The following is a 25,081-nucleotide window of genomic DNA, read 5'->3' as shown; positions in this document are numbered from 1 at the left end:
ATTGGTCGCTGATGGCTGAGCGAGATTTGTCGTCCTCATGACCTGCATCTACGGATGCTCTGAACAACTACTTCGGTAGTGCTGTCCGCTGGCCGGCGGCCTGAGAGACAATAGAGGCACACGTTGAGAAGCCATCCATGCAGCTGACATTTGGCGATACGCAGGGTCTGGGCAAGCGCAAGCAGACTCGGCGCGAGATTCTCCTTTACAAGGTGGACTAGGTAGTGCCATGGAAGGCACTGCTGGCTCGGATCGAGCCACATTACCCGCGTTCGGGTCGCGTGGGTCAGTCGCAGTATGCGATGGAGACGATGGTGCGCACCCACCTGCTGCAGCAGTGATATGCGTTGGAGCGATCCGGGCATGTAGTAAGCGCTGCACGAGATCGCTTCGATGCGGCTGTTCGCCCGGGTCAGCGAGCTTGATGCGATCCCGGATGACCAGTTGTTTGCCGGGAGCATTGCCGACAACATCAGCGGCTTCGATAGCGGCTTCGATGAACAGCGCATCGAGGAAGCTGCTCGGATGGCAGCCGTGCACGACGATATCGCGGGGCTGGCGATGGGTTATCACGGTCTTATCGGAGACATGGGCAACTCGCTTTCAGGCGGTCAGAAGCAGCGAGTGATTCTGGCCCGCGCCCTCTACCGCCGGCCACGGATTCTGTTTCTGGATGAGGCCACCAGCCATCTTGATGTCATGCGCGAGCGCTTGGTCAACGAAGCCGTGCAGCGTATGGAGCTGACCAAGGTGATCGTGGCCCATAGGCCGGAGACCATAAACAGCGCCGACCGCGTGCTCGTGATGGAGCAGGGGCGGATCGTCCAGGAGGTGCGGCCCCAGCGTGGGGCGTCGACGGCGCCTGCTTCCGACGCCGAGGAATGCGTCGCGGCATCGGTCTGACTCGCGTCCCACAGGGTATCCAGAAGCGGGCGCGGGTCCGGCGCGCCTGGCTCATCCGGCGGCACGTCGCCGCGCTTGGCGCGGTCGCTGGCATGGCGCCGCCACCGCACCGGCGCGACAATACCCCCATGACCGACCGTATCCCCCTGTTGCTGCTGCCCGGCCTGCTCAACGATGCCGAACTGTGGCGCGCGCAGTTGGCCGATCTGGCCGACATTGCCGATTGCACCGTAGGCGACCAGACCCGCGGCGAGACCCTGCAGGCGGTGGCCGAGGACGTGCTGGCGCAGGCGCCGGAGCGCTTTGCGCTGGCCGGGTTCTCGCTGGGTGGTTTCGTCGCCCAGCAGATCCTGCGCATCGCGCCGGAGCGTGTGCTGCAGCTGGCGCTGATCGATACCTCGATCCACGCCGATTCACCGGAACGTGCCGAACAACGCCGCAGCCAGCGCGCCAGCGTGCGCCTGCCGGGGAAGTTCCACGGCTTCGGCGATGCCCTGATGCGCAGCTACATCGACGCCTCGCGGCTGGATGATTACGTGCTGGTGCAACGTGTGCGTGACATGACCGCCCGCCTGGGCGCGGAAGTGTTCCTGCGCCAGAGCGCGCTGGAACGCCGCGATGGCCACGATGTGCTGGCTGGTTACCGCGACCCGCTGCTGATCGTATGTGGCGTCAACGACCGCATTACGCCACTCGCAATGAGCGAGGAAATGCACGCGATGGTGCCGCACTCGCAGCTGGTGGTGGTGCCCGATTGCGGGCACCTGGCCCCGATGGAGAAGCCGGACGAGGTCAGTGCGGCGATGCGTGGGTGGTTGCTGCAGGCGTGACACTGTCCAGCTTGATGGATTCCTCGTTCCAACCCATGCCGTTGTAAACGTGGTAGCGCAGGACGCCGATGTACTCGTGCAGCATCACTTCGATCAGCAGCAGGTTGTACGCAGAGGGAAGCCACCCCGGCGAGGCGCGGAGGCGATCACTGGGCAAGCCCTCGGCCACGACACCGAAGTGCCGGAAGTAGATCAGACTTCGCCTTAGGTGCAGGCCAGAGGTCACCAGCACTACCCGGACACTGTCGCGCTGGATCATTCGGCTGCTGTTGCTGGCGTTCTGCCAGGTGTTCACGCTGGCGTGCTCGCGGATGATGTGTTCCGCAGGCACGCCCAGCGCAATCAGTTCACGCGCGTAGACGTTGGCTTCTGCGGCATTGTCTGGCGCAGTAGCGCCACCGCTGACCAGCACCACGCAGGATGCACCGGTGCGTTCGCAGGCGAGGTAGCGCTGCGTTGCGGCCATCAACCGGCTATAGCCAGCCAGGCCGGGCCTGGAGCCGTGAGCGTCCTGATCGATGCCAGCGCCCAGCACGACAATCGCCGTGCGTGGATGGTGCGCTGTTGCAGTGCTTGGCGGCGCGTCCTGTGCCAGGTCCAGCAGCAGTTGCGTGATGGGCGCGCTCGCGCTGGCCAGGATGGCCAGTGGCGCTACGGCGAGCAGGGCGCCGCTACGCACGTGTCGCTTTCGAACCAGAACCGCACACGAGAGCAGCAGAAAGAGTGTCAGGGCGAGCATGTCGAACCTCAGGAAAATTTGAAAGGAATCCGATGGCGTTACGCGATCGTTGCTTCCATGCTGGATGCCATGGATCTGAAGCGAATGTCACTCCCGGTCAGATGTGTTGCCATCGTGGGCGCCATCCTGCTCGCGGTTGCAGGCGGGCATCTGCTGGGTAGCATGTTTCCGCAGCTGTTCCTGCAGATCCATCAACGGATGCAGTAGTCCGTACGCTCCGCACGTTGTCGCTTCAGGCCTCTGTTTGGGCGTCGCGGAACGCGGAAACGCATCTCTTCAGGTGTTGAATGCGACAAGCAGAGGAAAGCAATGCGACGCTTGAACTCAACGCAAGGCGTAGAGCCGCGGCGACATCCTGCAGACGGACCTGAGCTCGGGGAGCGATCGATGCTCAACCTGATTGCAGCGACCGCGCCAGACCAGTTCTCATCGTTTGTCGTTGACCTGGACGAGGCGATTTCGCGCTGGATGAGCGCTGCGGAGAATGAATCCCCGGGTTGCCTGGAACAGGAGCTTTCGCGCATGCATGCCTTGAAAAGTGTGACCTCGGCCTTGGGCAGCTGCAGGATTGCCGATGCCTGCGAAAATCTGGCTGATGCTCTCCGCTCCGGCGAAGCCATCGGCAGCGTGCGGCTGCGCGGCTGCGCGCTGGCAATCTCGGCAAAGCGCCTTCTGGGACGCACGACAGGTCAATCACTGACCGGGGGGCGCTGACATGCATGATCCGTACACGCCCTCTCCAATGTCGTCCCCGGCAGCGCTGCTGCATGCTGCGCGCGTGCTGGAAATGCATCGTCTGGCTCTACTGCTGTCATGCTTCCAGGAGCCGCGCGCCAGTGGGTTCCGGGTGCTGCTGCAGGCGCTTGCGGTGCTGTGGTGCTGGCTCTGGATCGATGGCCCTCAGCCTGTTCTGGCCGATGAGGCAGCGCGGGTGCTGCCGGCCGCCGTTGTACTTCTGGCGGTATCTGTAGCGTGGGCACTCTTTGTAAACCTTCGCAGGGCGCGTCACGACACGTGGTACGACGCGGCGGGTCTTCTGCTCAGTCTGGCGATGGTGGCCATCCAGGTGCACGCGGCCTTCATCCTGTTGATGGCACTCAATGCAATCCTGCCGTTCCTCGTCATCGCCGCGACGGTGGCTTACGGACGCAAGGCCATGGCGCCGGCAATCGCGGTAACGGCCGTGGCGCTGCTTTGGGCAGCCCCCGAAGGCTACTGGTTCTCGCGGCCCGCCTATCTGGCCTATGCGCTGGCGCTGACCATCCTGTTGCCGCTGGTCGTGGCGTCACTGGTGGCAGCGATGCGCGAAATCGCGTTGCGTGCCATTGCGTCGCGTGAGGCGCAGGGGCGATTCGTCGGCACCATGAGTCATGAGCTTCGCACGCCGCTCAATGCCATCATCAGCGGCATCCAGCTTCTGGAGGTCAATACGGCAAGTGCTGCCCAGCGACACGCACTGGCCACCGTTGCAGGGCAGGCCCAGGCGCTCCGACGTCGCATTGATGATGTACTTGATGTTGCCAGCATTGATGGTGGCAAGCTGAAACTGCGGCCACATCCTTGTTCGCTGCGTTCCATCATCGAGGCGGCGCAGGCGAGCTGCATGCCTGCGGCTGCAGACAAAGGCGTGGTACTGCAGGTGGATGTGGGGAGAGCAGACGTATGGCTGTTGGCAGATGGCGGTCGCATCGAACAGGTGGTGACCAATCTTCTCTGCAATGCCATCAAGTTCAGTCCCATGGCGGGCGAGGCGAGGGTCTCGGTTGGCGCCGTTCGAGCGGTGGATGACTGGCAGGTGCGGATCTCGGTCTGCGACTCCGGGACGGGCATCGACGAAGCGCAGAGAGACATGATTTTCTCGCCTTTCGTGCAGGTCAGTCAGGGCGAAGCACGTTGCGAACAGGGCGTCGGGCTCGGGCTGTACATCGTTCGGCTGATTTCCGATGCCATGGGCGGAACGATCAGCGTCGGCCGCAGCGATGTCGGCGGCGCCTCATTCGTGTGGTGCTTCGCTGCTGCCGTGGCCGATGAGGCTGAGCCGCTTCCTTCCTTGGGTGAGCTTTTCCAGTTGCACGCGGCGGTGGTTCGTCCGCTGCACTGCCTGCTGTTCGAAGACGTGGAGACCAACCGCGAGGTGGTGCAGCACCTGCTGCAGTGTGCAGGCCATCGCCTCAGCTTCCGGAAAGATGGTCACGATGCTCAGGCCGTCATCAAGGCGCTGGCGCCCGACGTAGTTCTGCTGGATCTGCACATGCCAGGTTGCAGTGGATGGGACGTACTGGAGGCGCTGGTCAGGGACCCTGCGGCGCCTCCCGTTCTGGTGATGAGCGCAGACACCCGGGTAGAGGTGATTGACAGGGCGCAGGCGCTGGGCGCGGCTGGGTTTCTGTGCAAGCCACTGGACATCGAGAGCGTCCTGGATATGTTGCGCGGTGTTGCCGAGCGCTGACCGTCCGGTAGGTGCCGACCAAGGGCGGCACCTACCGATTCCGATCCGTAACCGCAGCGGGATCAATCCCAGGCCGGGGCGATACCTTCCGGGTTGGCCAGGCGATGGCCGCGGTCCAGCTTGGCGATCTGCGCCATGTCTTCGTCGGTCAGGCGGATCGCTGCTGCTTCCAGGTTGCCCGACAGGTTTTCGCGCTTGGTCGACGACGGGATCACCGAGAAGCCCTGCTGCAGCGCCCAGGCCAGCGCGATCTGCGCCGGAGTGGCCTGGTGGCGGCCGGCAATGGCCTGGATCACCGGGTCCTTGATCACCTCGCCATAGGCCAGGCTCATGTAGGCGGTGATGTGGATGCCGTTGTCCTGCAGGAACTTCACCAGCAGGCGGTTCTGCAGGTACGGATGGATCTCGATCTGGTTGGTGGCGATGGCGCCTGCACCGAGGATGCCGATCGCCTTGCGGGTCTGTGCGATGGTGAAGTTGGAGATGCCTATCTGCTTCGTCAGGCCCTGTGCCTTGGCCTCGGCCAGTGCGGTCAGGTACTCCTCCATCGGCACGTCGACCTTGTCGTTCGGCGACGGCCAGTGGATCAGCGTCAGGTCCACATGATCGGTACGCAGCTTTTCCAGACTGGTACGCAGGCTGGCCAGCAGCGCTTCGCGCTTGAACTCGGTGATCCAGACCTTGGTGGTCAGGTAGATCTCTTCGCGCGGCACGCCGGAATCGGCGATGGCCTGGCCGACCTCGGCTTCATTGCCGTAGATCTGCGCGGTATCGATGGCGCGGTAGCCGACATCCAGCGCATTGCGCACGGAATCGATCACGGTCTGGTCTTTGAGGCGGAAGGTGCCGAGACCGAAGGCGGGGACAGTCATGGGGAGCTCCAGCAAAGGGGAGGGATGCGAATATCCGGCAAAGGGTAGGCCAGTGGCCGCATGCGTGCCGGCAACGGTGCATTGCACCACCGTACCGGCAGGGCGCCGGCACGGCATGACTTATCTCAATGCGCGGCCACGGCGATGCCATCGGCGCGGTCATCGATGCCGTCGCGGCGGTCCAGGCGGCCGCTGAGCACGGTCAATGCATACGCGCCCACCACCACCAGCGCGCCCAGCCACGGCGTGTGCATCAGGCCGATGTTCTCCACCACCAGCCCGCCGAGCGAGGCGCCCAGCGCGATGCCGATGTTGAAGGCGGCGATGTTCAGCCCCGAGGCCACGTCGGTGGCCTGCGGCGCATAGCGCTGCGCCTGCTTGACCACGTAGACCTGCAGGCCGGGCACGTTGCCGAACGCCACCGCACCCAGTGCCAGCACCGTGAGCAGCATCAGCCAGGTGTTGTAGGCGGTGAAGGTGAGCACGAACAGCACGATGGCCAGCAGGGCGAAGATGCGCTTCAGTGCGGGCACCGGACCCATGCGGTCGGCCATGCGCCCGCCCCACAGGTTGCCGATTGCCACCGACACGCCGTACACCAGCAGCACCAGGCTGACCGCATTGGCGGAGAAACCGGTGACGTCCTGCAGGATCGGCGCCAGATAGGTGAAGGCCAGGAAGGTGCCGCCGTAGCCCAGCGCGGTCATCGCATAGACCAGCAGCAGGCGGGGTTGGGCGAGTACGGCCAGCTGCTGGCGGAAGCTGGCCGGCGCACTCTGCGGCACGCTGCGCGGCACGAACAGCAGCGCGCCGAGCAGGGCGATCACGCCCAGAGCGGCCACCGCCAGGAAGGTGGCGCGCCAGCCCAGGTGCTGGCCGATGAAGGTGCCCAGCGGCACCCCGGTCACCAGCGCCACGGTGAGGCCGGTGAACATGATGGCGATCGCGCTGGCGGCCTTCTCCTTCGGCACCACCGCGGTGGCGATGATCGAACCGATCGAGAAGAACACACCGTGGGCGAGGCCGGTGAGGATTCGGGCGACGATCAGCGAGGTGTAGCCCGGCGCCAGGAAGGCGATGACGTTGCCGAGGGTGAACAGCACCATCAGCGCCACCAGCAGCGACTTGCGCGGTACGCGGCCGGTGAGCGCGGTCAGCACCGGCGCACCGATGGCCACGCCGAGGGCATACAGAGAGACCAGCAGGCCGGCCGAGGGCAGGCTGACCTGCAGGTCGGCGGCAATGGTGGGAATCAGGCCGACGATGACGAACTCGGTGGTACCGATGGCGAAGGCACCGAGGGTCAGCGCCAGCAGGGCGAGGGGAATGCCACGGATCATGGCCGGCTCCGGAGGGAAGGAAGGCGCGCAGTGTGCGCGGCGCACCTTTGCCGAAAAACCGGTCTTCACGCCAATCACTATTGCCGCCCAGTCAATAATGGAGGCATGAAGACCACTCTCGATGAAATGCAGGCCTTCCTCGCGGTGATCGACAGCGGGTCGATCAGTGCTGCCGCCGAACAGCTGGGGCAGACGCCGTCGGGCGTGAGCCGGGCGCTGGGGCGGCTGGAAGACAAGCTCGGCACCACCCTGTTGACCCGTACCACCCGCCGCCTGCACCTGACCGCAGAGGGCGAGGCCTACCTGCGCCATGCACGGGCGATCATCGATGCGGTGGAGTCCGCCGAGGAACAGATGGCCGCCCGCCGCGAGCGCCCGGCCGGACGCCTGCGCGTGGATGCGGCGATGCCGTTCGTGCTGCACGTGATCGCGCCGCTGGTGGCCGGGTACCGCGCGCGCTACCCGGAGGTGCAGCTGGAGTTGAACAGCTCCGAGCGCTACATCGACCTGCTGGAACGGCGCACCGATCTGGCGATCCGGATCGGGCCGCTGGCCGACTCCACCCTGCATGCGCGGCCGTTGGGTCGCTGCCAGCTGCGGCTGGTGGCCAGTCCGGCCTACCTGGCGGCACACGGCGAACCGGCCAGCGTCGCCGCGCTGGGCCAGCACACCCTGCTCAGCTTCAACGAACCGGAATCGTTGAATCACTGGCCGTTGCCGGGCGATGCCGATGGCCTGCTGCGGGTGCGTCCGGATATCGCGGTGTCCAGCGGCGAAACACTACGCCGACTGGCGGTGGAAGGCGTGGGCATCACCTGCCTGTCCGACTTCGTGACCGACCGCGACCGCGCCGCCGGCACTCTGGTGCCGGTGCTGGCGACGCAGACGCTGGATGTGTACCAGCCGATCCACGCGGTGTATTACCGCAACACGGCGGTGTCGGCGCGGATCAGCTCGTTCCTGGATTACCTGGGTGAAGCGATGGCGCGGAGCGATTACCTGCGCTGAGGTCGTGGCGGGGTTGCCGGCCAGCGGCCGGCACTACCGCAGGTTACGGCGGGTGCGGACCGTTGGTCCGCACGGCCCCTGCCATCGCCCGACCAACGGTCGGGCGCTACCCATGTGGTGGTGGGGTCGCCGGCCAGCGGCCGGCACTACCGCAGGTTACGGTGGGTGCGGACCGTTGGTCCGCACGGCCCCTGCCATCGCCCGACCAACGGTCGGGCGCTACCCATGTGGTGGTGGGGTTGCCGGCCAGCGGTCGGCACCACCGCAGGTTACGGTGGGTGCGGACCGTTGGTCCGCACGGCCCCTGCCATCGCCCGACCAACGGTCGGGCGCTACCCATGTGGTGATGGGGTTGCCGGCCAGCGGCCGGCACTACCGCAGGTTACGGTGGGTGCGGACCGTTGGTCCGCACGGCCCCTGCCATCGCCCGACCAACGGTCGGGCGCTACCCATGTGGTGGCGGGGTTGCCAGCCGCTGGCCGGCAACCGGATCAATCAGGCCGCGCGCGCCAGCGCGTCCTTCGCTGCGGCGGTGGTCGACAGATCGAACACATCCACCGCGTCGATCAACCGGTTCGCCTGCTGCTCCAGGCTGCGCGCGGCGGCGCTGGCTTCCTCCACCAGCGCGGCATTCTGCTGGGTGGTGCCGTCCATCTGGATCACCGTCTGGCTGACCTGTTCGATGCCCGCGCTCTGCTCCTGCGAGGCGGCGGAGATCTCGGCCATGATGTCGGTGACACGCTGCACCGACGCCACGATCTCGGCCATGGTGTCACCGGCCTCGCGCACGCGCCGTGCACCGTGGCCGACCTGTTCCACCGACGCTTCGATCAACGCCTTGATCTCCTTCGCGGCTGCCGCCGAACGCTGTGCCAGGGTGCGCACTTCGCTGGCAACCACCGCGAAGCCGCGGCCCTGCTCGCCGGCGCGTGCCGCTTCCACCGCGGCGTTCAGCGCCAGGATGTTGGTCTGGAAGGCGATGCCGTCGATCACGCTGATGATCTCGGCGATCTGCCGCGACGAGGTTTCGATCGCGCCCATCGTCCTCACCACCTGGCCGACCACGCTGCCGCCGTGAGAGGCAACGGTGTGCGCGCCGATCGCCAGCTGGTTGGCCTGGCGCGCATGCTCGGCGTTCTGGCGCACGGTGGAGGTCAGTTCCTCCATCGATGCCGCCGTCTCTTCCAGGTTGGCGGCCTGTTGTTCGGTACGGCGCGACAGATCGTTGTTGCCGGCGGCGATCTCCGCCGCCGCCGTGTGGATGTTGCCGGAGGCGTGCTTGATGTCGGTGACGATGGTTGCCAGCTGCGTAGCGGTGGTGTTCGCGTCGCCGGCGATACGCGCGAACACGCCCTGGAAATCACCGTGCATGCGCGCGCCGAGGCGGCCATCGGCAATCGCGCGCAGCATGCTGGAGACCTCGCCGAGGTTCAGTTCGGTGGTCTGCATCAATCGGTTCAAGCCGTCGACCATTGCGCGGAAATCATGCTCGAAGCGTGCGCTGTCGCCGCGCTGGCTGAAGTCACCGGCGGCGGCGGCTTCGGCCAGGCGGCGGATCTCGCCGTTGATCATGCCGAGATTGGCCTTGGCCGTATCCAATGCGTTGGTGATCACGGCCTTTTCGCCGGGCAGGCGTTCCATGTCCTGGCTGAGGTCACCGACGGCATAGCGGCCCATGATCGAGATCGCGCGCATCTTCACCTGGATGTGCGCGTCAACCAGCGTGTTGCAGTCGGCCACCATGGTGCCGAACGCGCCCGGGAACGCACTGGCATCCATGCGATGGCTGATGGTGCCGGCGTCATGCGCCTGCGCCATCGACGCCTGTGCGTCCAGTACGCCGCGCAGCGTGGACTGCACCGCCTGCATCGCCTGCGCGAGGCGACCGATCTCGTCGCGGCTGCGCACCTGCACCACGTGCTGCAGATCACCGGCGGCCACGGCACGCGCAGCGGCTTCCACCGCCAGCACCGGCTGCACCACCGCGCGCCGCAGCCACCAGGCCAGGCCCATCAGCAGCAACACGGCGGCCAGCACGGTCAGCGCCGCGCACAGCAGCAGGGTCTGCCGCGCCTGCTGCGACCGCGCCGCTACGGTTGCTTCGGCCACCTGCGTGGCATGCGTGCTCAGCGCATCCAGTGCGGTCGCCACCGGGCGGTCCTTGCCACGCACCAGATTGTCGCCGGCGGCGGGATCGTAGCCGGCTTCCGCAAACGCTTGCAGGGCGGCGTGGTAGTCCTTCTGCAGCTGCGTGTGCAGGCCGATGAAGGACTGTGCCAGTTCGCGCGTGCGTATGTCCGGGCTGGCTATGAGGCCCCTGGCCAGCTGCTCGACCAGGCGGCCCTCGCTGTCGAAGGCGTCCAGATGGCGCTGGCGCAGCGCGTCGTCGTGGCCGCGCAGCAGCACGTTCTTCCATTCCTGCACCTGGCCGCGGAACTCGCGCTGCAGGCGTTCGGCGTCGCGGCTGTGCGCGACTTCGGGTGGAACCTCGGTGGACAACTTCAACCAGGCGGAGGCCAGGCCCGCCAATGCGCACAGCAGGACCACGGCCAGACCAACGGAAACCGCGCCGAGCAGCTTGGACTGCAGGCGCGGAGCACGGACAGACGCTTTCATGGAAGGGACTCTCGGGAAGGGGCAATGCGGTATCGACCTGTCCCCACGCGTCTGAAGTGCGACGCTCATCACATTACCGTTTCGTTTAGTGATGTGAAGGGGATGTTTCATAGGACAAATGTGTCCATATGGAACGAAAGAAGACTCTCGACAGAGAATTTAAATGTAACTATCTTTGTTACATGAAATCCGCAAATCCACTGTCCGACGCCCTGCATGTGATGGCGCACCTGGTCGGCCATGCCGCCCCGCGCACGTCCGAGCAGCTGGCGTCCTGCCTGCCGACGCATCCGGTGGTGATCCGTCGCCTGCTGGCGCAGCTGCACAAGGCCGGCCTGGTGCGCAGCACCCGCGGCCACGGCGGCGGCAGCCTGCTGGCACGCGATGCCGCGGCGATCACCCTGCATGACATCTACCTGGCGGTGGGCGCACCACCGCTGGTCCAGGTCGGCGCACGCGACTCCGGCGGTGGCTGCCCGATCCAGCAGCTGGTCAACAGCGCCCTGCTCGAAGGGGCGCGCGAAGCGCAGCGCCTGCTCGAAGCGCGGCTGCAGGCGACCACGCTGGACCAGCTCGGCGCCGACTTCGCCCGCCATCTTGCCCATCACCGTTCCCTGGAAGGTCACCATGAATCCTGATGTGCTCATCGTCGGCGGCAGCTATGCCGGCATTGCCGCCGGCCTGATCCTGGCCCGTGCCCGTCGCCCGGTCACCGTCATCGACGCCGGTTCGCCGCGCAACCGTTTCGCCAGTCATTCGCACGGGGTGCTCGGGCTGGATGGCATCAGTGGCGCCGAGCTGCTGAAGACGGCGCGCCAGCAGCTGCTGGACTACCCCACGGTGCGTTGGGTGCATGCCGAAGCCGTTCAGGCCACCGCCAGCGCCGAAGGCGTGGAAGTGCGTACCGCCGATGGCCAGGTGCTGGCCGCGCGCAAGCTGCTGCTCGCCAGCGGCATCGCCGACCAGTTGCCGGCGTTGCCGGGCCTCGCCGAGCGCTGGGGCAGCACCGTGCTGCACTGCCCGTACTGTCATGGCTATGAAGTGGGTGGTGGTGCCATTGGCCTGCTTGGCGGTCATCCGATGTCCGCCAGCAAGGCGCCGCTGTTCGCGGACTGGGGCAATGTCACGTTCTTCAGCATGGGACTGGACATCACGGATGAGGAACGCGCTGCCATGCAGCAGCGCGGCGTGCAGATCGAGACGTCACCCGTGCTGGGCGTGCAGGGCGACCAGCCGACCTGGCTGGAAGTGGAGCTGGCCGACGGCCGCCGAATCGCCCAGCGTGCGTTGTTCGTGCCGGCCACCCAGGCGATGGCCACGCCATTGGTGCAGCAGCTGGGCTGCACGTTGGTCGAGAGCCCGCTGGGCGTGCTGATCGAGGTCGATGCGATGAAGCACACCTCGGTGCCGAACGTGTATGCCGCAGGCGATGCGACCACGGTGGGCAACATCACCCTGGCCATGGCCGAAGGCGTGCGCGCGGGCATCGGCGTGCACCATGCGCTGGTGGCCGAAGACAGCGTGCCGCGCTGAATGTGCCGGGGTCAGATCCCTTTCGCAGAAAGGGATCTGACCCCCGACGCGACGTGTTGCTCTGGTAGAGGCCGGCCTTGGTCGGCACCGCTCCATTACCCCTTCACGCACAGCACCTGCCGCAGCGTGTGCACCACGTCGACCAGGTCCAGCTGCGCGGCCATCACATCGTCGATCGACTTGTACGCGGCCGGTGACTCGTCCAGCACGCCACTGTCCTTGCGGCATTCCACGTGCGCGGTGGCCTCGCGGTGCTGGGCCAGCGTGATCTGCTGGCGCGCCGTGCCACGGCTCATCACCCGGCCGGCGCCGTGGCTGCAGCTGTGGAAGCTGTCCGCGTTGCCCTTGCCGCGCACGATATAGCTGCGCGTGCCCATGCTGCCGGGAATGATGCCCAGCTCGCCCTCACGCGCGCTGACCGCGCCCTTGCGCGTCACCAGCAGTTCCTGGCCGTTGTGCATCTCCTTCTGCACGTAGTTGTGGTGGCAGTTCACCGCCATCGCTGCCAGCTGGAACTTCGGCAGCCGGTGGCGCATCTCGGCCAGCACGCGCGACATCATCGCCTCGCGGTTCTGCCGGGCGTAGTCCTGCGCCCACGACACCGCTTCGACGTAGTCATCGAACAGCGGCTCGCCTTCCATGAAGAACGCCAGGTCCTTGTCCGGCAGGTGGAAGCCCAGCACGCGCCGGGCCAGTTCCTCGCGCGCCTTCTCGATGAAGTAGGTGCCGATCAGGTTGCCGGTACCGCGTGAGCCGCTGTGCAGCATCACCCACACCGTGTCCGTCTCGTCCAGGCACAGTTCGATGAAGTGATTGCCGCCGCCCAGCGTACCCAGCTGGCGGTCCAGCTTGTCGGTGCGGATGCGGCGGTGCTTATCCTTGATCTTCTCCAGGCCGGCGGCCAGCCCGGACTGCACCAGCCGGGTGTGGATGCTGTCGGGCATGCGGTGATGCTCGCCGCCGCGCCCGTTGCCCACCGGAATGCTGCGCTCGATGCTGTTGCGCAGCTGCCGCAGGTCATCGGGCAGGTCATCGGCGCGCAGCGTGGTACGCACCGCCGCCATGCCGCAGCCGATGTCGACGCCGACCGCGGCCGGGATGATCGCCCCGCGGGTCGGGATCACCGAGCCTACGGTCGCGCCCTTGCCCAGGTGCACGTCCGGCATCACGGCCACCCACGGCCCGACGAACGGGATCGCAGCGATGTTGCGCAGCTGCTCATGCGCCTGCGCTTCCAGCGGCACACCGTTGACCCAGCCCTTGATCGGCGTGGTGCCCTCGGCATGCAGCCATTGATAGTTCTGTTGAGTGTCCATGTCTTCTTTAATGTCCTTGATGGGCCGGCGGCGCGTCCCTGCGCCACCGCTACCCCCTACCTGATCGTCACCAGCTGCTTAAGCACGCCATCCAGGCCGCCGAACACGGTGAGCGTGTCGATCTTCTCGGTGACCTTCTCCAGTGCCTCCAGCTCCTTCAAGCGCATCAGCACCGGGTTGTCCTCGATCAGCTTTGCGGTGTTGAGCTGCGAACGCGTGGCGTTGGCCTCCTCGCGGCGACGGATCACGCTGGCCTGGGCCTGCTTTTCGGCCAGCACCACGCCGTTGAGGATCTCCTTCATCTCGCCCGGCAGGATCACGTCCTTGATGCCGACGCCGAGCAAGCGCACGCCGTGGCCTTCGATCGCCGCCTGCACATGCGCAGCGATCTCGCCGTCCAGTGCCGCCTTGTCACCCAGCAGCTCGTCCAGGCTGCGCGCGGCAATTGCCTGGCGCAGGCCGAACTGCAGCTGCCGGTAGACGAACTCATCGGCATTGCTGAGCGTGCGGTGCGCACGCACCGGGTCGACCACCTGCACGGTCGCGGCCAGGTTCACCCGCAGGGTCACCTTGTCGCGGCTGAGCAGTTCCTGGCCGGACACGTCCAGTGAACGTGCACGCAGTTCCACACGCTCCACCGACACGTTGCCGTTGAAGTTCCAGAACGCGTGCAGGCCGGCGTCCAGCGTCTGCCGCAGCGTGCCATCGATGAACAGCAGGCCGACCGACTCGCTCGGCACCGTGCTGATCACCGCCACACGCGGCAGCACGCCCAATTGACCCAGCCGCTGCTGCACGTCGGCCGGAATGCGCGGCTCGTCACCCAACGCCATTACCTGCACCTGGGTATCGACCGAGCCGCGCCAGTACAGACGGCGGCTGCCCGGCGGCAGCACTTCATCGATGCGGCCGTTGCGCAGCAACAGGCCGACCTCGCTGGCGCCGACGTTGGCCAGCACGAAGTGCGTGTCCAGCTGTGCGCCCAGCGCTTCGATCAGGCTGTCCTGGTCGCTGCCAGTGTAGGCCGCGCCCTTCGATGCAGTGTGGATGTCCACGTGCGGCCGGCCGCCGAACGGCGACAGGCGGTGCACGCCCGGCAGCAGGATCTGCTGGAAACGACGGTTGCGATACACCAGGCCGCGCTCGCCGTCGCCGATCACGACCTTGATGGTCCAGAACATGGGAGTCTCTCCTTGTATGGCTCTGGTGGTTCGACCCGTTGCGGATGAATCGCCATGACCCGGGTCGATCCGGTCGTGGCGAGGCTGCCTGCACATCACGTGCAGGCAGCGGAAGAGGGCGGCCATCGGCGGACGGTCCGCGCGCGGAGCCTTCGATGCGCCGGCAGTGCTGCCATCGTCGTTCCCGGCAGGCAGCACCGGTGCGGAACGTGGCTGGCAGTGGCGGCGGGCCGGGGCCCGGCGTGAGGTCCGTTGCCTTCCACGTTCCTGCCCGAAGGCGATGTCGGTGGACGGCGACGATGGCCGCTGGGGCTTGCGCCCCGGGTGTTGCTTCAAGTCATGACGTGACAGGTCATGTGGTTTGGAGTGGGAATCGAACCCACGACAGACGGATTACGGATCCGTTGCTCTGACCAAGCTGAGCTATCCAGTTGGGGACCGCGCGGAATCGAACCGCGTACCGGCGAACCGGTGCCTGCCTCCAGCAGGCGATCCAGGCGATGGCATGTCCGCGACCTCCGGCATACGCCACGGCAACGCCGCGCGCACCAGCCCGTGGTTGAAACGGGACCGTTGGATAATCGAGGGTGCAGGCCACCGACATTATCGGCGAGCGATAATGTTCTGATGCGATGCAGATAATGTCCAGGCGCTGCCAGTCGCGCGAAGTAAATCCTTTGGCGGGGCGGGAAAAGCCTGGGTCAGTGAGCGGCGGGTCGCCGCGCGGGGTGCAGTTCTGGCATCGCGGGTCCTTGTGTCGACGCAAACGAAAACGCCCCCGGGACTTGCGTTCCGAGGGCGTCGTCAGGCCTCGGAGATCGGGGTGGCCGATCTCCGCAGGGCGGGTATCAGGCCGTTGTCAGCTGGTCTTCCTTGCCGAACGCGCGCGCCGGCCCGTCCATGCGCAGGCATGGCAGCAGTTTGGCGATGGCGACGGAATGCGCGTTCAAGGGAAGTTTCCAGTGGTTGTTGAAACGAGGTGCGCACGATAAACCACGATTTAGTCGTGCGCAACCATTTTGTGCAATTATTTTCTTGGGTATGCGTGCAATGCCGGCCAGCGGCCGGCACTACCGGCCCTCACGCTTCGGCGCTGGCGGCATCCAGCTGCGCGACATCCTGCACGCTCAGCGACACGTTGGCCGCCGCCAGCAGATCGTGCAGCTGCTCGACGCTGGTGGCGCTGACGATCGGCGCGGTGATCGACGGCCGTGCGATCTGCCACGCCAGTGCGATCTGCGCGGCACTGGCGTTGTGCTTGCTGGCCACGTCATCCAGTGCCTGCAGGATGCGCAGGCCACGCGGATTCAGATAGCGCTTCACCACGTTCTCGCCACGCGCCGGGCTCTTGGCCGCATCGGCCGGCGTGCGGTACTTGCCGCTGAGGAAGCCACTGGCCAGCGCGTAGTAGCCGATCACGCCGATCTGTTCGCGCTGCACCAGCGGTTCCAGTTCCTTTTCGTAGCCGGCGCGGTCATACAGGTTGTACTCCGGCTGCAGGGTTTCGTAACGCGGCAGCTTGTAGTCGGTGGACACCTTCAGCGCATCGGCCAGGCGCGTGGCGCTGTAGTTGGAAGCACCGATCGCACGCACCTTGCCAGCTTCGATCAACCGGCCGAAAGCAGCCAGGGTCGCTTCCAGCGGCGTCGACTCGTCATCCTCGTGGGCCTGGTACAGATCGATCACGTCGGTCTGCAGGCGGCGCAGCGAATCCTCGACCGCCGCATTGATGTTGTCCGGGGTCAGGCCGGGGCGTTCGGCCCACTTGGCCACCTTGGTCGCCAGCACCACCTTGTCGCGCTTGCCGCTGCGGGCAAACCACTTGCCGATCAGCGTCTCCGATTCGCCGCCGGCATTGCCCGGCACCCAGGCCGAATACACATCGGCGGTGTCGACCAGGTTGAAGCCGGCGTCGACGAAGGCATCGAGCAGGGCGAAGCTGGCCTTCTCATCGGCGCTCCAGCCGAACACATTGCCACCGAAGGCGAGCGGACGTACATGCAGGCCGGAACGGCCCAGTTCGCGGGTTGCCGTCATGGGCACGGACTCCTTGAGGGAAGTGCTCCAGAATAAAACGCGTAGTGTGACCGTGCTGCGGCGGCGACCACAAAACAGTGTTCCGCGATACGCACGCAGCTAACGTTTTGTGAACACCTGGGACGCCGCGGCTGCTAGTCTCGCCGCATCTTCCGCTGGAGTCGCTCCGATGATGCCTGCTTCGTCCCTGCGTGGTTGCCGCCTGCTGCTTGCTTCGGCCCTGTTTGCCGCTGTTCCCGCGTTCGCCGCACCGGCCACGGTGGCGCCGGCGAAGATCCAGGTGTCGCCGGCCATCGACACGGCGGTGAAGGCACCCACCCGTGATGCCAACAACGTCAAGCGCGACGGCTTCCGCCACCCGGCGCAGACGCTGTCGTTCTTCAAGGTGACGCCGGAAAAGACCGTCATCGAGATCACCCCCGGCAACGGCTGGTACTCGGAGATCCTGGCGCCGCTGCTGCACGACAAGGGCCACTACGTTGCCGCCGTTGTCGATCCGATGGCGGTGCCCGAAGGCCGTGGACGCGACTACCAGCAGCGCAGCCGCGACAGCCTGGAAAAGAAGTACGCCGCTGCACCGGCACAGTTCGGCAAGACTGCCGTGGTGGCCTACGATCCGGCCAAGCCGGTGTTCGGCCCGGCCGGTTCAGCCGATGTGGTGCTGACCTTCCGCAACGTGCACAACTGGCGCAAGGCCGGCCAGGCGCAGGGCATGTTCCAGGGCTTCTTCAACGTGCTCAAGCCGGGCGGCGTGCTGGGCGTGGTCGAGCACCGCGCCAAGGCCGACGTGGCCGACGACGATGACACCGGCTATGTCGGCCAGCAGCAGGTGATCGCGATGGCCGAGGCCGCCGGCTTCAGGTTGGACGCGCGCAGCGAGGTCAACGCCAACGCGCGCGACACCAAGGACCACCCGAACGGCGTGTGGACGCTGCCGCCGACCAACCAGCACGACAAGGCCGACGATGCGAAGTACCAGGCGATCGGCGAAAGCGACCGCATGACCCTGCGCTTCATCAAGCCGTAAAGCGGGGCGCCGGGCCGTGCCTGGTGAGCGCGCAGCGCGGTGTTGGGCGGAATGGGTAGCGGCCGGGCAATGCCCGGCGCTGCCACCAATGGAGTGTGCTGTTGAAGAAAGTGCTGTACTTCGCCTTCGCATTGATGGCGCTGCCGCGGTTGTACGACTTCGTGTTCCATGCGGGTCACGTGCATGATCTCGTGGCGGCGGCAGGTTTTGCGGTGCTGCTCGTGGGCTGCCTGTGGGACGAACGTGCGCGCAGGGCCTGCCCACCGGTAGCGCGGCTACGGTATCGCGCCAACGCTGCCGCCACGTGCGGCGCCGTGGTGGTGCTCGTTGCGCTGTTGATGGAAAGGAAGGTCTTCGGCTGAGTGGTGATCGCGGCGGCGATGCGGGAATGGGACAATGCCCCACCCGCCGACTGCCGTGCCCGCAATGCTGATCGCCTTCAACAAGCCCTTCAACGTGCTCTGCCAGTTCACCGACCGCAGCGTGCCGGCGCGGCCGACCCTGGCCGGGTTCGGCCTGCCGCCGCGCGTGTATGCCGCGGGCCGCCTGGACCATGACAGCGAGGGCCTGCTGCTGCTGACGGATAACGGCACGCTGGCGCACAAGCTCACCGATCCCAGGCACAAGGCCGACAAGACCTACTGGGTGCAGGTGGAAGGCACGCCCAGCGATGAGCAGCTGCAACAGCTGCGCGACGGCGTCGAGCTGAACGACGGACCGACCTTGCCGGCGAAGATCGAGCGCCTCGATCCGGCGCCGTCGCTGTGGACACGCGATCCGCCGGTGCGCTTCCGCAAGACCGTGCCCGATGCCTGGCTGGCGATCACGATCCGCGAGGGCCGCAACCGCCAGGTGCGGCGCATGACCGCGGCAGTGAACCTGCCAACGCTGCGGCTGGTGCGGGTGGCGATGGGGCCCTACCGGCTGGACGACCTGCAGCCGGGGCAGTGGCGGCAGATCGGTTGAAACAGAAAGGCCGGATACCTCGCGGCATCCGGCCCTGGCTCGGGGTCAGATCCCTTCCGCAGGAAGGGCTCTGACCCGGTCGGTCACACTCAGGCGTCGCTGCCGATATCGCTGTGCTCGTCCACCACGGTGTCGTTGCGGCGGTCGCGTGCGTTGATGCGCTGCGCCTGCCCATTCACCACGTGGCCATTGGCAGCCTTCTTCTTCTGCTGCTTGCGGTACAGCGCATAGCCGAGCAGGCCGACGCCGACGGCAGCCGCGGCAATGGTCACGGCCGGGTTGCGGCGGGCGAACTTGGTGGCGACCTTGCCGCCGGTCTTCACTGCGCCGAGGGCGGCGCCGGTCTTGATCCAGTCCGCGTTGCGCAGGCTGCCACCGGCGCTCTTCAGGCCATCGCCGGCGGTGTGGGCCAGCTCCAGGGCGCGCTCCAGAGCGCGGTCGGTGATTACAGTCAGCTTGCTCATGCGGGGGTCCTTTGCCTCGGGTCGAAGTCCAGTGTCGCGTGTTGCCCGTAAACGGTATGTCAGTCGGGGACGCAGGCGGTGTGACTTTAGCGTAGCCATTCAGGATCAGGCAGGGTGGGTCGGATACCTTTCCGTTGGGAAACGGCTCTGACCCCAGCGCCACGCCTGGGTTCAGAGCCCATCGCGATGCAATGGGATCCGACCCCGCCCGTCAGGTTCCGCGCGGCTTGGCCCGGTGCGTGGCCGTCGCCGTCCACGGATCATCCGGCCATGGGTGGCGCGGGTAACGGCCCTTCATCTCCTTTTTCACTTCGGCGTAGGTGCTTTCCCAGAAGTTGCGCAGGTCCTGGGTGACCTGCAGCGGGCGGCCACCGGGGGAGAGCAGGTGCAGGGTCAGCGGCACGCGGCCATCGGCGATGCGCGGCGTGTCGGCCAGGCCGAACAGTTCCTGCAGCTTCACCGCCAGCACCGGCGGCAGCGGATCGCCGCTCTCGCTGTCCAGCGCATAGGTGATCGGCCGCTCCAGTCCGGACGGCACGGTAATGCGGGTCGGCGCATGACGCTCGACCAGCTGCCGTTGTGACCACTCCAGTGGCGATTTCAGCGCTTCGCCAAAGCTGGATTCGTCCAGCGCATCCAGTCGCGTCTTGCCGGCGAACGCGGGCTGCAGCCACTGCGCACGGTTGGCCAGCAGGGCGTCGTCGCTGCAGTCGGGCAGGCCGAGCTCGGGCATCCAGCGGCGCAGCGATTCCACCCGTGCCTGCCACTGGCGCAGGCCTTCGGTCCACGGCAGCGCCTGCAGGCCGAGCTCGGCCACCGCATCGGTCAGCGCCTGCGCGGCGTGCTGCGGATCGACCCGGCCGGCCGAGCGGCTGTCCAACACGATCCGGTCGAAACGGGTCTCGCGCAGGGCCACCAGGGCGCGGCGCTCGCTGTCCCAGCGCACCACGTCTTCGGTGACGAAGCGCTCCGGCCACGCCCTGCGCAGCTGGCCTTCGTCCACCGGTGCGGCACGCAGCAGCAGCGCATCGCGTGCCTCAAAGCGAAGCTCGCTGGCCACCAGCCACGGTTCGCCACGCAGGTCGCTCAGCTCGTGCAGGCGCGCGCTGCGCCCATTGGCCAGCAGGTAACGCAGTGGATCGCTGGGATGCTGGAAGCCGATCCGATCAGGGAAGGCGTGAGCGAGCAGGTCGCCCAGCTCATGGGCCTCGATGCTGGCCGGCGGCGTGGCTTCGCAGCGCAGGCGGCGACGCCACTGCTTGGCGGCGGCATCGATGGCGGCCAGCCCGCTGCGGTTGGCATCGCCCGGTGTGCGGCCATTGCGGAACGCGGCCAGTGCGCGCCAGCGGCTCGCCAGCGCGTCACCGCCCTGGCGCAGCGGATCGCGCGCTTCCAGCAGCGCGGCCAGATCGGCGGCCAGCGCCTGCGAACGTGCATCGGGCGCGGCCAGCAGCATCGCCGCCATCCGTGGGTGCGTACCCAGCGCCAGTATGCGGCGGCCGAGTGCGGTGATCGGACCACTGCTGGACAATGCGCCCAACCGCTGCAGCAGTTCGCGGGCGGCGCCCATCGGGCCGGCAGGTGGCGCATCGAGGAAGCGCAGGTCGCTGCTGCCCCAGGCGGCCAGTTCCAGTGCCAGTCCGGCCAGTTCCACCTGGTCGATCTCGGCGCGGCGCTGCGGCTCCAATCGCTGCGACTGCGGCCACAGCCGCCAGGCCACGCCTTCGGCCACGCGACCGGCGCGACCGGCGCGCTGGTCGGCCGACGCCTGGGCGATGGACACCACGTCCAGCCGGGTGAAGCCGCTGTTGGGGTCGTAGCGCGGTTCGCGTGCCTGGCCGCTGTCGATCACCACGCGCACGCCGGGCAGGGTCACCGACGACTCGGCCACGTTGGTGGCCAGCACCACGCGGCGGCGGCCATCGCTGGCGGCCTGCAGCACGCGCGCCTGCTGTTCCACCGGCAGCTCACCATGCAGGGCCAGTACTTCGACGCCGGCATCCAGCGATTCCTGCAGGCCAGCCTGCACCCGCGCGATCTCGCGCTGGCCGGGCAGGAACACCAGCAGGTCACCGGGGTGATCGGCCAGGGCCTGCTGCACCGCGCGGCGCACCTGCAGCTCCAGCGTCTCATCGCGGCGCGCCGGGAAATGGCTGACCGTCACCGGGTAGCTGCGGCCCTCGCTGCTCAGCCGCGGCGCATCGAGGAAGCGTGCCAGGCGCTCGCCATCCAGCGTGGCCGACATCACTACCAGTCGCAGGTCATCGCGCAGCTGCGCCTGCACGTCCAGCGCCAGCGCCAGGCCGAGGTCACCGCTGAGATGGCGCTCGTGGAATTCGTCGAACAGGATCGCACCGACCTCTTCCAGCATCGGGTCGTCCTGCAGCATGCGGGTCAGGATGCCTTCGGTGACGACCTCGATGCGCGTGCGCGCCGAAACCTTGTTTTCGAAGCGGATGCGGTAGCCGACCGTGCCACCGACCTCCTCGCCCAGCTGCCGTGCCATGAACAGCGCGGCGCTGCGTGCGGCGACCCGGCGCGGCTCCAGCAGGATGATTTTCCGGCCTTGCAGCCATGGTGCTTCGAGCAGGGCCAGTGGCACCTGGGTGGTCTTGCCGGCACCGGGCGGGGCCTCCAGCACAAGTCGCTGCTGCGCGGCCAGGTGTTGCTGGATCTGCGGCAGCAGCGGGGAAATCGGGAAGAGCGGGGCGTTCATGTGCAAAGGATAAGGGGGCACGGCGGGCGCAGGTACAATGCGCGGGCACTTTTCCCCCGCGATGACCATGCTCCTGATCGATATCGGCGCCAACCTGACCCACGACTCCTTCGACCGCGACCGCGATGCCGTGCTGGACCGCGCGCGCCAGGCCGGCGTGGTGCAGATGGTCATCACCGGCGCCAGCCGCGAGCACTCGCCGTTGGCGTTGCAGCTGGCCCAGCAGCACCCCGGCTTCCTGTACGCCACCGCCGGCGTGCACCCGCACCACGCGGTGGAATACACCGAGGAATGCGATGCCGAGATGCGCGCGCTGCACGCGCATCCGGAAGTGGTGGCGGTGGGGGAGTGCGGGCTGGACTACTTCCGTGACTTCTCGCCGCGCCCGGCGCAGCACCGTGCGTTCGAGCGCCAGCTGCAGCTGGCTGCGGACAATGGCAAGCCACTGTTCCTGCACCAGCGTGATGCGCATGCCGACTTCATGGCACAGATGAAGAACTTCGAAGGCCGCATCGGCCCGGCGGTGGTGCATTGCTTCACCGGCGAACGCGATGAGCTGTTCGATTACCTGGACCAGGACTGGTACATCGGCATCACCGGTTGGCTGTGCGACGAACGCCGTGGCGCGCACCTGCGCGAACTGGTGAAGAGCATCCCGGCCAACCGCCTGATGATCGAGACCGACGCGCCGTACCTGCTGCCGCGCACGTTGAAGCCGATGCCGAAGGACCGGCGCAACGAGCCGATGTTCCTGTCGCACATCGTGGAAGAGCTGGCACGTGACCGTGGCGAGGACGTTGCGGTGACCGCGGCCAATGCCACGGCGGCCGCCCGCGCGTTCTTCCGCCTGCCCGACGCGGGTTGACGGTAGTGCCGGCCGCTGGCCGGCACTACCGGAGCAGGTCGCGCAGGCCCTCACGGTAGCTGGGGAAGCGCGGCTGCCACGCCAGCGCTTCACGCGTGCCACGGCTGTCGATGCGCTTGTTGCTCTCGTAGAAGCGCCGCAGCGTCGGGCTCAGTGCCGGGTCATCCCAGGCCACGGCGGGCGGCAGCGCAAACCCGCCCAGCTTCGCGGCGAAGGCCAGCACATCCTGCGGCGGTGCAGGCTCGTCGTCGCTGGGCAGGTAGAGACCCTGCCGGGCCGGTCGCCGCATTGCGGCGATGATGACGGTTGCCAGGTCATCCACGTGCAGTCGGTTGAACACCTGGCCCGGGCGAACCACGTGGCGCGCACGCCCCTGCGCCAACTGCACCAGCGCATTGCGACCCGGCCCGTACAGGCCGGGCAGGCGGAACACCGCCGAGGCGATGCTGCGTTGTCCGGCCAGTGCACGCCACTGTGCTTCCGCGAGCAGGCGCTGCACACCAGCCGCTTCAGTGGCGTCGGCCGCGCTGCGCTCGTCGATCCAACCGCCGGCGCGGTCGGCATACACCGAGGTCGACGACAGATAGCCGACCCAGCGCAGTGCCGGGCTGGCCTGCAGCGCGGGCAGCAGCAGGCGCAGTGCCGGGTCGCCCTCCGCGTCGGGCGGCACGCTGCACAGCACGGCATCGGCCTGCGCGATCTCATCGAGCAGGGCAGGCGACGGTGGCGTGTCGGCGTGCAGCTGATGCCGTGGCAGGCCATCGTCCGGCGCGAACGAGGGATCGCGCACCGTGCCGGCCACGCCTACGCCGTGCGCCTGCAGCTGCGCGGCCAGCACGCGTCCGCTCCAGCCCAGCCCGAGAATCAGTACCCGCGCGGGCAATGGGCTGGCCTGCAAGGCGGAACTCACGCGACCCGCAGTGCCTGGTAGGCCTGCAGGCTGCTGTAGGCGACCTGCAGCAACAGGGCTTCCTGATCGGCCTTGCGTGCACGCGCCAGCATGTCGCCGACGATCTGCTCGGCCTCGACCTGCTGGCCAGCCTCCAGGTCCCGCAACATCGATGCCTTCAATGCAGAGCCGGCCTGGGTGAGGGTGCCGCGCGCGGTGTCCTGCGCGGCATCGGGAATCGGCTCACCGGCAGCTTCGGCCACGGCCAGGCATTCGTCGTACAGGCCGCGCACGATCGCCTCGCCATCATCGGTGGCGACGATGGTGCCGATATCCGCGCGAAGCAGGCAGGTAGCAGCGGCCAGCGCGGTCAGGAAGGTGTACTTGATCCACTGTTCCTGGCCGATGTGTTCGCTCGCCAGGTGATCAAGATGGGCCTGCGCGCAGGCAGCGGCGAAGGCACGCACGCGTGCGGACGCCGCGCCGTCATCGCGCTCGCCGAAGGTGAGCTTGGCCGGCTTGCCCAGGTGCAGCACCGCACCGTCGGGGGCCTTGGTGGCGCTGATGAAGCACAGGCCGCCGAGCACGGCGTCGCGGCCGAAGCGCAGGTCCAGCGCGTTGTAGTGGTGCAGGCCGTTGAGGATCGGCAGCACGGTGGTGTTCGCGCCCACGGCTGGAGCAATGGCGTCGATCGAGCTGTCGAGGTCGTAGGCCTTGCAGCTGAGGATGACCAGATCGAACGGCTTCTGCGCGGCCAATGCGGGCAGCGCATCGGCGGTGACGTGCTGCACCGGGAAGCTGGCATCGCCGAGCGGGCTGCGGATGACCAGGCCATCGCGGTCCAGCTGTGCGGCGCGCGCGGGGCGCACGAGGAAGGTCACGTCCACGCCGGCCTGGGCCAGGCGACCACCGAAGTAACCGCCGGTACCGCCGGCGCCGAGGATCAGGATGCGCATTGCACGTTCACCGCTTTCTGGAGAATCAGATCTGCGATTGTGCCGGAGATTGCGGCCAACGGCGGAGCCCCTCGTGGTGGTTCGCGCAGTTGGTTTCATGAGCTGGGTCGTGTGCGATGGGTTCGCGGGGGACGCCGTGAACCCCGCTCCGCGGTCCGGCCCAGCCGCTGGCGGCTGTGCGTTCGGGCGCTTGCGAAGCAATGCTTCGCAAGCAAAGCGCCCTCACCCCTGGGGGCTTAGCCGCGCCATCCATGGCGCGGATTGATCTGGCCCCCTGAAAACGGACGCCATGAAGCCGTTTCAGGCGGCAGCCCGGAGCTGCCGGGCGTAGTTGTTAGGCGAGTGGTAGCCCAGCGCCGAGTGTAGCCGGGCTG

The 25,081-nt window shown here is 67.2% G+C and carries 22 protein-coding genes, 1 tRNA gene and 1 pseudogene; 12 read left to right on the top strand and 12 right to left on the bottom strand.

Features of this window, described 5'->3' with window-relative positions; all coding sequences use genetic code 11:
• Window positions 1–137 precede the first annotated feature (137 nt).
• Together AC5P5R_RS12015 and AC5P5R_RS12010 are read left to right on the top strand one after the other, a co-directional pair.
• Window positions 138–903, top strand: a pseudogene (locus AC5P5R_RS12015) (transposase).
• A gap of 128 nt (window positions 904–1,031) precedes the next feature.
• Window positions 1,032–1,733 (top strand): alpha/beta fold hydrolase, encoded by a 702-nt coding sequence (locus tag AC5P5R_RS12010; protein WP_043034459.1) that lies wholly within the window; start codon window positions 1,032–1,034, stop codon window positions 1,731–1,733.
• Here AC5P5R_RS12010 and AC5P5R_RS12005 read toward each other — a convergent pair.
• Window positions 1,696–2,268 (bottom strand): YdcF family protein, encoded by a 573-nt coding sequence (locus tag AC5P5R_RS12005; RefSeq protein WP_224119435.1) that lies wholly within the window; start codon window positions 2,266–2,268, stop codon window positions 1,696–1,698. The two genes, AC5P5R_RS12010 and AC5P5R_RS12005, sit on opposite strands and share 38 nt — an antisense overlap.
• Between AC5P5R_RS12005 and AC5P5R_RS12000 the strand changes: the two genes are divergently transcribed.
• The 3 genes from AC5P5R_RS12000 to AC5P5R_RS11990 all read left to right on the top strand — a co-directional run bounded on the left by AC5P5R_RS12000 (window position 2,236) and on the right by AC5P5R_RS11990 (window position 4,921).
• A complete protein-coding gene (locus tag AC5P5R_RS12000; protein WP_223846451.1) occupies window positions 2,236–2,679 on the top strand; it encodes a hypothetical protein in 444 nt (147 codons plus the stop codon). The two genes, AC5P5R_RS12005 and AC5P5R_RS12000, sit on opposite strands and share 33 nt — an antisense overlap.
• A gap of 180 nt (window positions 2,680–2,859) precedes the next feature.
• On the top strand, window positions 2,860–3,186 hold the full coding sequence (locus AC5P5R_RS11995) for a hypothetical protein (protein WP_099527226.1): 327 nt from the start codon (window positions 2,860–2,862) through the stop codon (window positions 3,184–3,186).
• Window position 3,187: 1 nt separating this feature from the next.
• A complete protein-coding gene (locus AC5P5R_RS11990; protein WP_049395767.1) occupies window positions 3,188–4,921 on the top strand; it encodes a hybrid sensor histidine kinase/response regulator in 1,734 nt (577 codons plus the stop codon).
• 62 nt (window positions 4,922–4,983) lie between these two features.
• On the opposite strand, the gene dkgB is transcribed toward AC5P5R_RS11990, so the two are convergent.
• Both dkgB and AC5P5R_RS11980 read right to left on the bottom strand, forming a co-directional pair.
• Entirely contained in the window at window positions 4,984–5,793 is an 810-nt protein-coding gene (dkgB, locus tag AC5P5R_RS11985; protein ID WP_076739400.1) for a 2,5-didehydrogluconate reductase DkgB, read from the bottom strand.
• Between the two features lie 125 nt (window positions 5,794–5,918).
• Window positions 5,919–7,133: an MFS transporter gene (locus AC5P5R_RS11980; RefSeq protein ID WP_076739399.1), complete on the bottom strand. Its 1,215-nt coding sequence runs from the start codon at window positions 7,131–7,133 to the stop codon at window positions 5,919–5,921.
• Between the two features lie 105 nt (window positions 7,134–7,238).
• Between AC5P5R_RS11980 and AC5P5R_RS11975 the strand changes: the two genes are divergently transcribed.
• Complete coding sequence (locus AC5P5R_RS11975; protein ID WP_005411584.1) at window positions 7,239–8,141, top strand: LysR family transcriptional regulator; 903 nt, start codon at window positions 7,239–7,241, stop codon at window positions 8,139–8,141.
• 495 nt (window positions 8,142–8,636) lie between these two features.
• Here AC5P5R_RS11975 and AC5P5R_RS11970 read toward each other — a convergent pair whose 3' ends face one another.
• Complete coding sequence (locus AC5P5R_RS11970; protein ID WP_076739691.1) at window positions 8,637–10,757, bottom strand: methyl-accepting chemotaxis protein; 2,121 nt, start codon at window positions 10,755–10,757, stop codon at window positions 8,637–8,639.
• 182 nt (window positions 10,758–10,939) lie between these two features.
• Between AC5P5R_RS11970 and AC5P5R_RS11965 the strand changes: the two genes are divergently transcribed.
• Together AC5P5R_RS11965 and AC5P5R_RS11960 are read left to right on the top strand one after the other, a co-directional pair.
• Window positions 10,940–11,395, top strand: a complete 456-nt coding sequence (locus tag AC5P5R_RS11965) for an Rrf2 family transcriptional regulator (RefSeq protein ID WP_044571046.1) — start codon at window positions 10,940–10,942, stop codon at window positions 11,393–11,395.
• Entirely contained in the window at window positions 11,385–12,290 is a 906-nt protein-coding gene (locus tag AC5P5R_RS11960; RefSeq protein WP_012481581.1) for an NAD(P)/FAD-dependent oxidoreductase, read from the top strand. Before AC5P5R_RS11965 ends, AC5P5R_RS11960 begins: the two co-directional genes overlap by 11 nt.
• A gap of 95 nt (window positions 12,291–12,385) precedes the next feature.
• Here the strand turns inward: AC5P5R_RS11960 and AC5P5R_RS11955 are convergent, their stop codons facing one another.
• The 4 genes from AC5P5R_RS11955 to AC5P5R_RS11940 all read right to left on the bottom strand — a co-directional run bounded on the left by AC5P5R_RS11955 (window position 12,386) and on the right by AC5P5R_RS11940 (window position 16,824).
• A complete protein-coding gene (locus AC5P5R_RS11955; RefSeq protein ID WP_076739692.1) occupies window positions 12,386–13,606 on the bottom strand; it encodes an RtcB family protein in 1,221 nt (406 codons plus the stop codon).
• A gap of 56 nt (window positions 13,607–13,662) precedes the next feature.
• Window positions 13,663–14,787 carry a slipin family protein gene (locus tag AC5P5R_RS11950; RefSeq protein WP_005411579.1) on the bottom strand — a complete coding sequence of 375 codons (1,125 nt, stop codon included), beginning with the start codon at window positions 14,785–14,787 and terminating at the stop codon, window positions 13,663–13,665.
• Window positions 14,788–15,144: 357 nt separating this feature from the next.
• Window positions 15,145–15,218, bottom strand: a tRNA-Thr gene (locus tag AC5P5R_RS11945).
• A 649-nt stretch (window positions 15,219–15,867) separates the two neighbouring features.
• The gene (locus AC5P5R_RS11940; RefSeq protein WP_012481579.1) at window positions 15,868–16,824 is read right to left on the bottom strand and encodes an aldo/keto reductase; all 957 of its coding nucleotides are present in this window, start codon (window positions 16,822–16,824) and stop codon (window positions 15,868–15,870) included.
• A 169-nt stretch (window positions 16,825–16,993) separates the two neighbouring features.
• Here AC5P5R_RS11940 and AC5P5R_RS11935 point away from each other — a divergent pair, with 169 nt between their 5' ends.
• The 3 genes from AC5P5R_RS11935 to AC5P5R_RS11925 all read left to right on the top strand — a co-directional run bounded on the left by AC5P5R_RS11935 (window position 16,994) and on the right by AC5P5R_RS11925 (window position 18,817).
• Window positions 16,994–17,851 (top strand): class I SAM-dependent methyltransferase, encoded by an 858-nt coding sequence (locus AC5P5R_RS11935; protein WP_049418666.1) that lies wholly within the window; start codon window positions 16,994–16,996, stop codon window positions 17,849–17,851.
• 95 nt (window positions 17,852–17,946) lie between these two features.
• Window positions 17,947–18,213: a hypothetical protein gene (locus tag AC5P5R_RS11930; protein ID WP_012481577.1), complete on the top strand. Its 267-nt coding sequence runs from the start codon at window positions 17,947–17,949 to the stop codon at window positions 18,211–18,213.
• Between the two features lie 64 nt (window positions 18,214–18,277).
• A complete protein-coding gene (locus AC5P5R_RS11925) occupies window positions 18,278–18,817 on the top strand; it encodes a pseudouridine synthase (RefSeq protein WP_012481576.1) in 540 nt (179 codons plus the stop codon).
• A gap of 89 nt (window positions 18,818–18,906) precedes the next feature.
• On the opposite strand, the gene AC5P5R_RS11920 is transcribed toward AC5P5R_RS11925, so the two are convergent.
• Both AC5P5R_RS11920 and hrpB read right to left on the bottom strand, forming a co-directional pair.
• The gene (locus AC5P5R_RS11920) at window positions 18,907–19,281 is read right to left on the bottom strand and encodes a hypothetical protein (RefSeq protein ID WP_005411574.1); all 375 of its coding nucleotides are present in this window, start codon (window positions 19,279–19,281) and stop codon (window positions 18,907–18,909) included.
• Between the two features lie 211 nt (window positions 19,282–19,492).
• A complete protein-coding gene (gene hrpB / locus AC5P5R_RS11915; protein WP_076739694.1) occupies window positions 19,493–21,997 on the bottom strand; it encodes an ATP-dependent helicase HrpB in 2,505 nt (834 codons plus the stop codon).
• 67 nt (window positions 21,998–22,064) lie between these two features.
• On the opposite strand from hrpB, the gene AC5P5R_RS11910 reads away from it, so the two are divergent.
• Window positions 22,065–22,862, top strand: coding sequence for a TatD family hydrolase (locus AC5P5R_RS11910; RefSeq protein ID WP_076739713.1), 798 nt, complete (start codon window positions 22,065–22,067; stop codon window positions 22,860–22,862).
• A gap of 25 nt (window positions 22,863–22,887) precedes the next feature.
• Here AC5P5R_RS11910 and AC5P5R_RS11905 read toward each other — a convergent pair whose 3' ends face one another.
• Together AC5P5R_RS11905 and panE are read right to left on the bottom strand one after the other, a co-directional pair.
• Window positions 22,888–23,772 (bottom strand): NAD-dependent epimerase/dehydratase family protein, encoded by an 885-nt coding sequence (locus tag AC5P5R_RS11905; protein WP_180845852.1) that lies wholly within the window; start codon window positions 23,770–23,772, stop codon window positions 22,888–22,890.
• A complete protein-coding gene (gene panE, locus AC5P5R_RS11900; protein WP_076739695.1) occupies window positions 23,769–24,707 on the bottom strand; it encodes a 2-dehydropantoate 2-reductase in 939 nt (312 codons plus the stop codon). Before panE ends, AC5P5R_RS11905 begins: the two co-directional genes overlap by 4 nt.
• Window positions 24,708–25,081: the final 374 nt, after the last annotated feature.

The sequence above is a fragment of the Stenotrophomonas sp. YJH_SMC_19 genome, from assembly GCF_059367915.1.
The sequence above is the reverse complement of the archived record's forward strand: the minus strand, read 5'-3'. Positions and strand labels throughout refer to the sequence as shown.

Excerpts from the sequence above, each read along its gene's own strand:
- AC5P5R_RS12010 (WP_043034459.1), top strand. The coding sequence starts at position 1,032 with ATGACCGACCGTATCCCCCTGTTGCTGCTGCCCGGCCTGCTCAACGAT.
- AC5P5R_RS11995 (WP_099527226.1), top strand. The coding sequence starts at position 2,860 with ATGCTCAACCTGATTGCAGCGACCGCGCCAGACCAGTTCTCATCGTTT.
- AC5P5R_RS11990 (WP_049395767.1), top strand. The coding sequence starts at position 3,188 with ATGCATGATCCGTACACGCCCTCTCCAATGTCGTCCCCGGCAGCGCTG.
- dkgB (WP_076739400.1), bottom strand. The coding sequence starts at position 5,793 with ATGACTGTCCCCGCCTTCGGTCTCGGCACCTTCCGCCTCAAAGACCAG.
- AC5P5R_RS11980 (WP_076739399.1), bottom strand. The coding sequence starts at position 7,133 with ATGATCCGTGGCATTCCCCTCGCCCTGCTGGCGCTGACCCTCGGTGCC.
- AC5P5R_RS11975 (WP_005411584.1), top strand. The coding sequence starts at position 7,239 with ATGAAGACCACTCTCGATGAAATGCAGGCCTTCCTCGCGGTGATCGAC.
- AC5P5R_RS11970 (WP_076739691.1), bottom strand. The coding sequence starts at position 10,757 with ATGAAAGCGTCTGTCCGTGCTCCGCGCCTGCAGTCCAAGCTGCTCGGC.
- AC5P5R_RS11965 (WP_044571046.1), top strand. The coding sequence starts at position 10,940 with ATGAAATCCGCAAATCCACTGTCCGACGCCCTGCATGTGATGGCGCAC.
- AC5P5R_RS11960 (WP_012481581.1), top strand. The coding sequence starts at position 11,385 with ATGAATCCTGATGTGCTCATCGTCGGCGGCAGCTATGCCGGCATTGCC.
- AC5P5R_RS11955 (WP_076739692.1), bottom strand. The coding sequence starts at position 13,606 with ATGGACACTCAACAGAACTATCAATGGCTGCATGCCGAGGGCACCACG.
- AC5P5R_RS11950 (WP_005411579.1), bottom strand. The coding sequence starts at position 14,787 with ATGTTCTGGACCATCAAGGTCGTGATCGGCGACGGCGAGCGCGGCCTG.
- AC5P5R_RS11940 (WP_012481579.1), bottom strand. The coding sequence starts at position 16,824 with ATGACGGCAACCCGCGAACTGGGCCGTTCCGGCCTGCATGTACGTCCG.
- AC5P5R_RS11935 (WP_049418666.1), top strand. The coding sequence starts at position 16,994 with ATGATGCCTGCTTCGTCCCTGCGTGGTTGCCGCCTGCTGCTTGCTTCG.
- AC5P5R_RS11925 (WP_012481576.1), top strand. The coding sequence starts at position 18,278 with ATGCTGATCGCCTTCAACAAGCCCTTCAACGTGCTCTGCCAGTTCACC.
- AC5P5R_RS11920 (WP_005411574.1), bottom strand. The coding sequence starts at position 19,281 with ATGAGCAAGCTGACTGTAATCACCGACCGCGCTCTGGAGCGCGCCCTG.
- hrpB (WP_076739694.1), bottom strand. The coding sequence starts at position 21,997 with ATGAACGCCCCGCTCTTCCCGATTTCCCCGCTGCTGCCGCAGATCCAG.
- AC5P5R_RS11910 (WP_076739713.1), top strand. The coding sequence starts at position 22,065 with ATGCTCCTGATCGATATCGGCGCCAACCTGACCCACGACTCCTTCGAC.
- panE (WP_076739695.1), bottom strand. The coding sequence starts at position 24,707 with ATGCGCATCCTGATCCTCGGCGCCGGCGGTACCGGCGGTTACTTCGGT.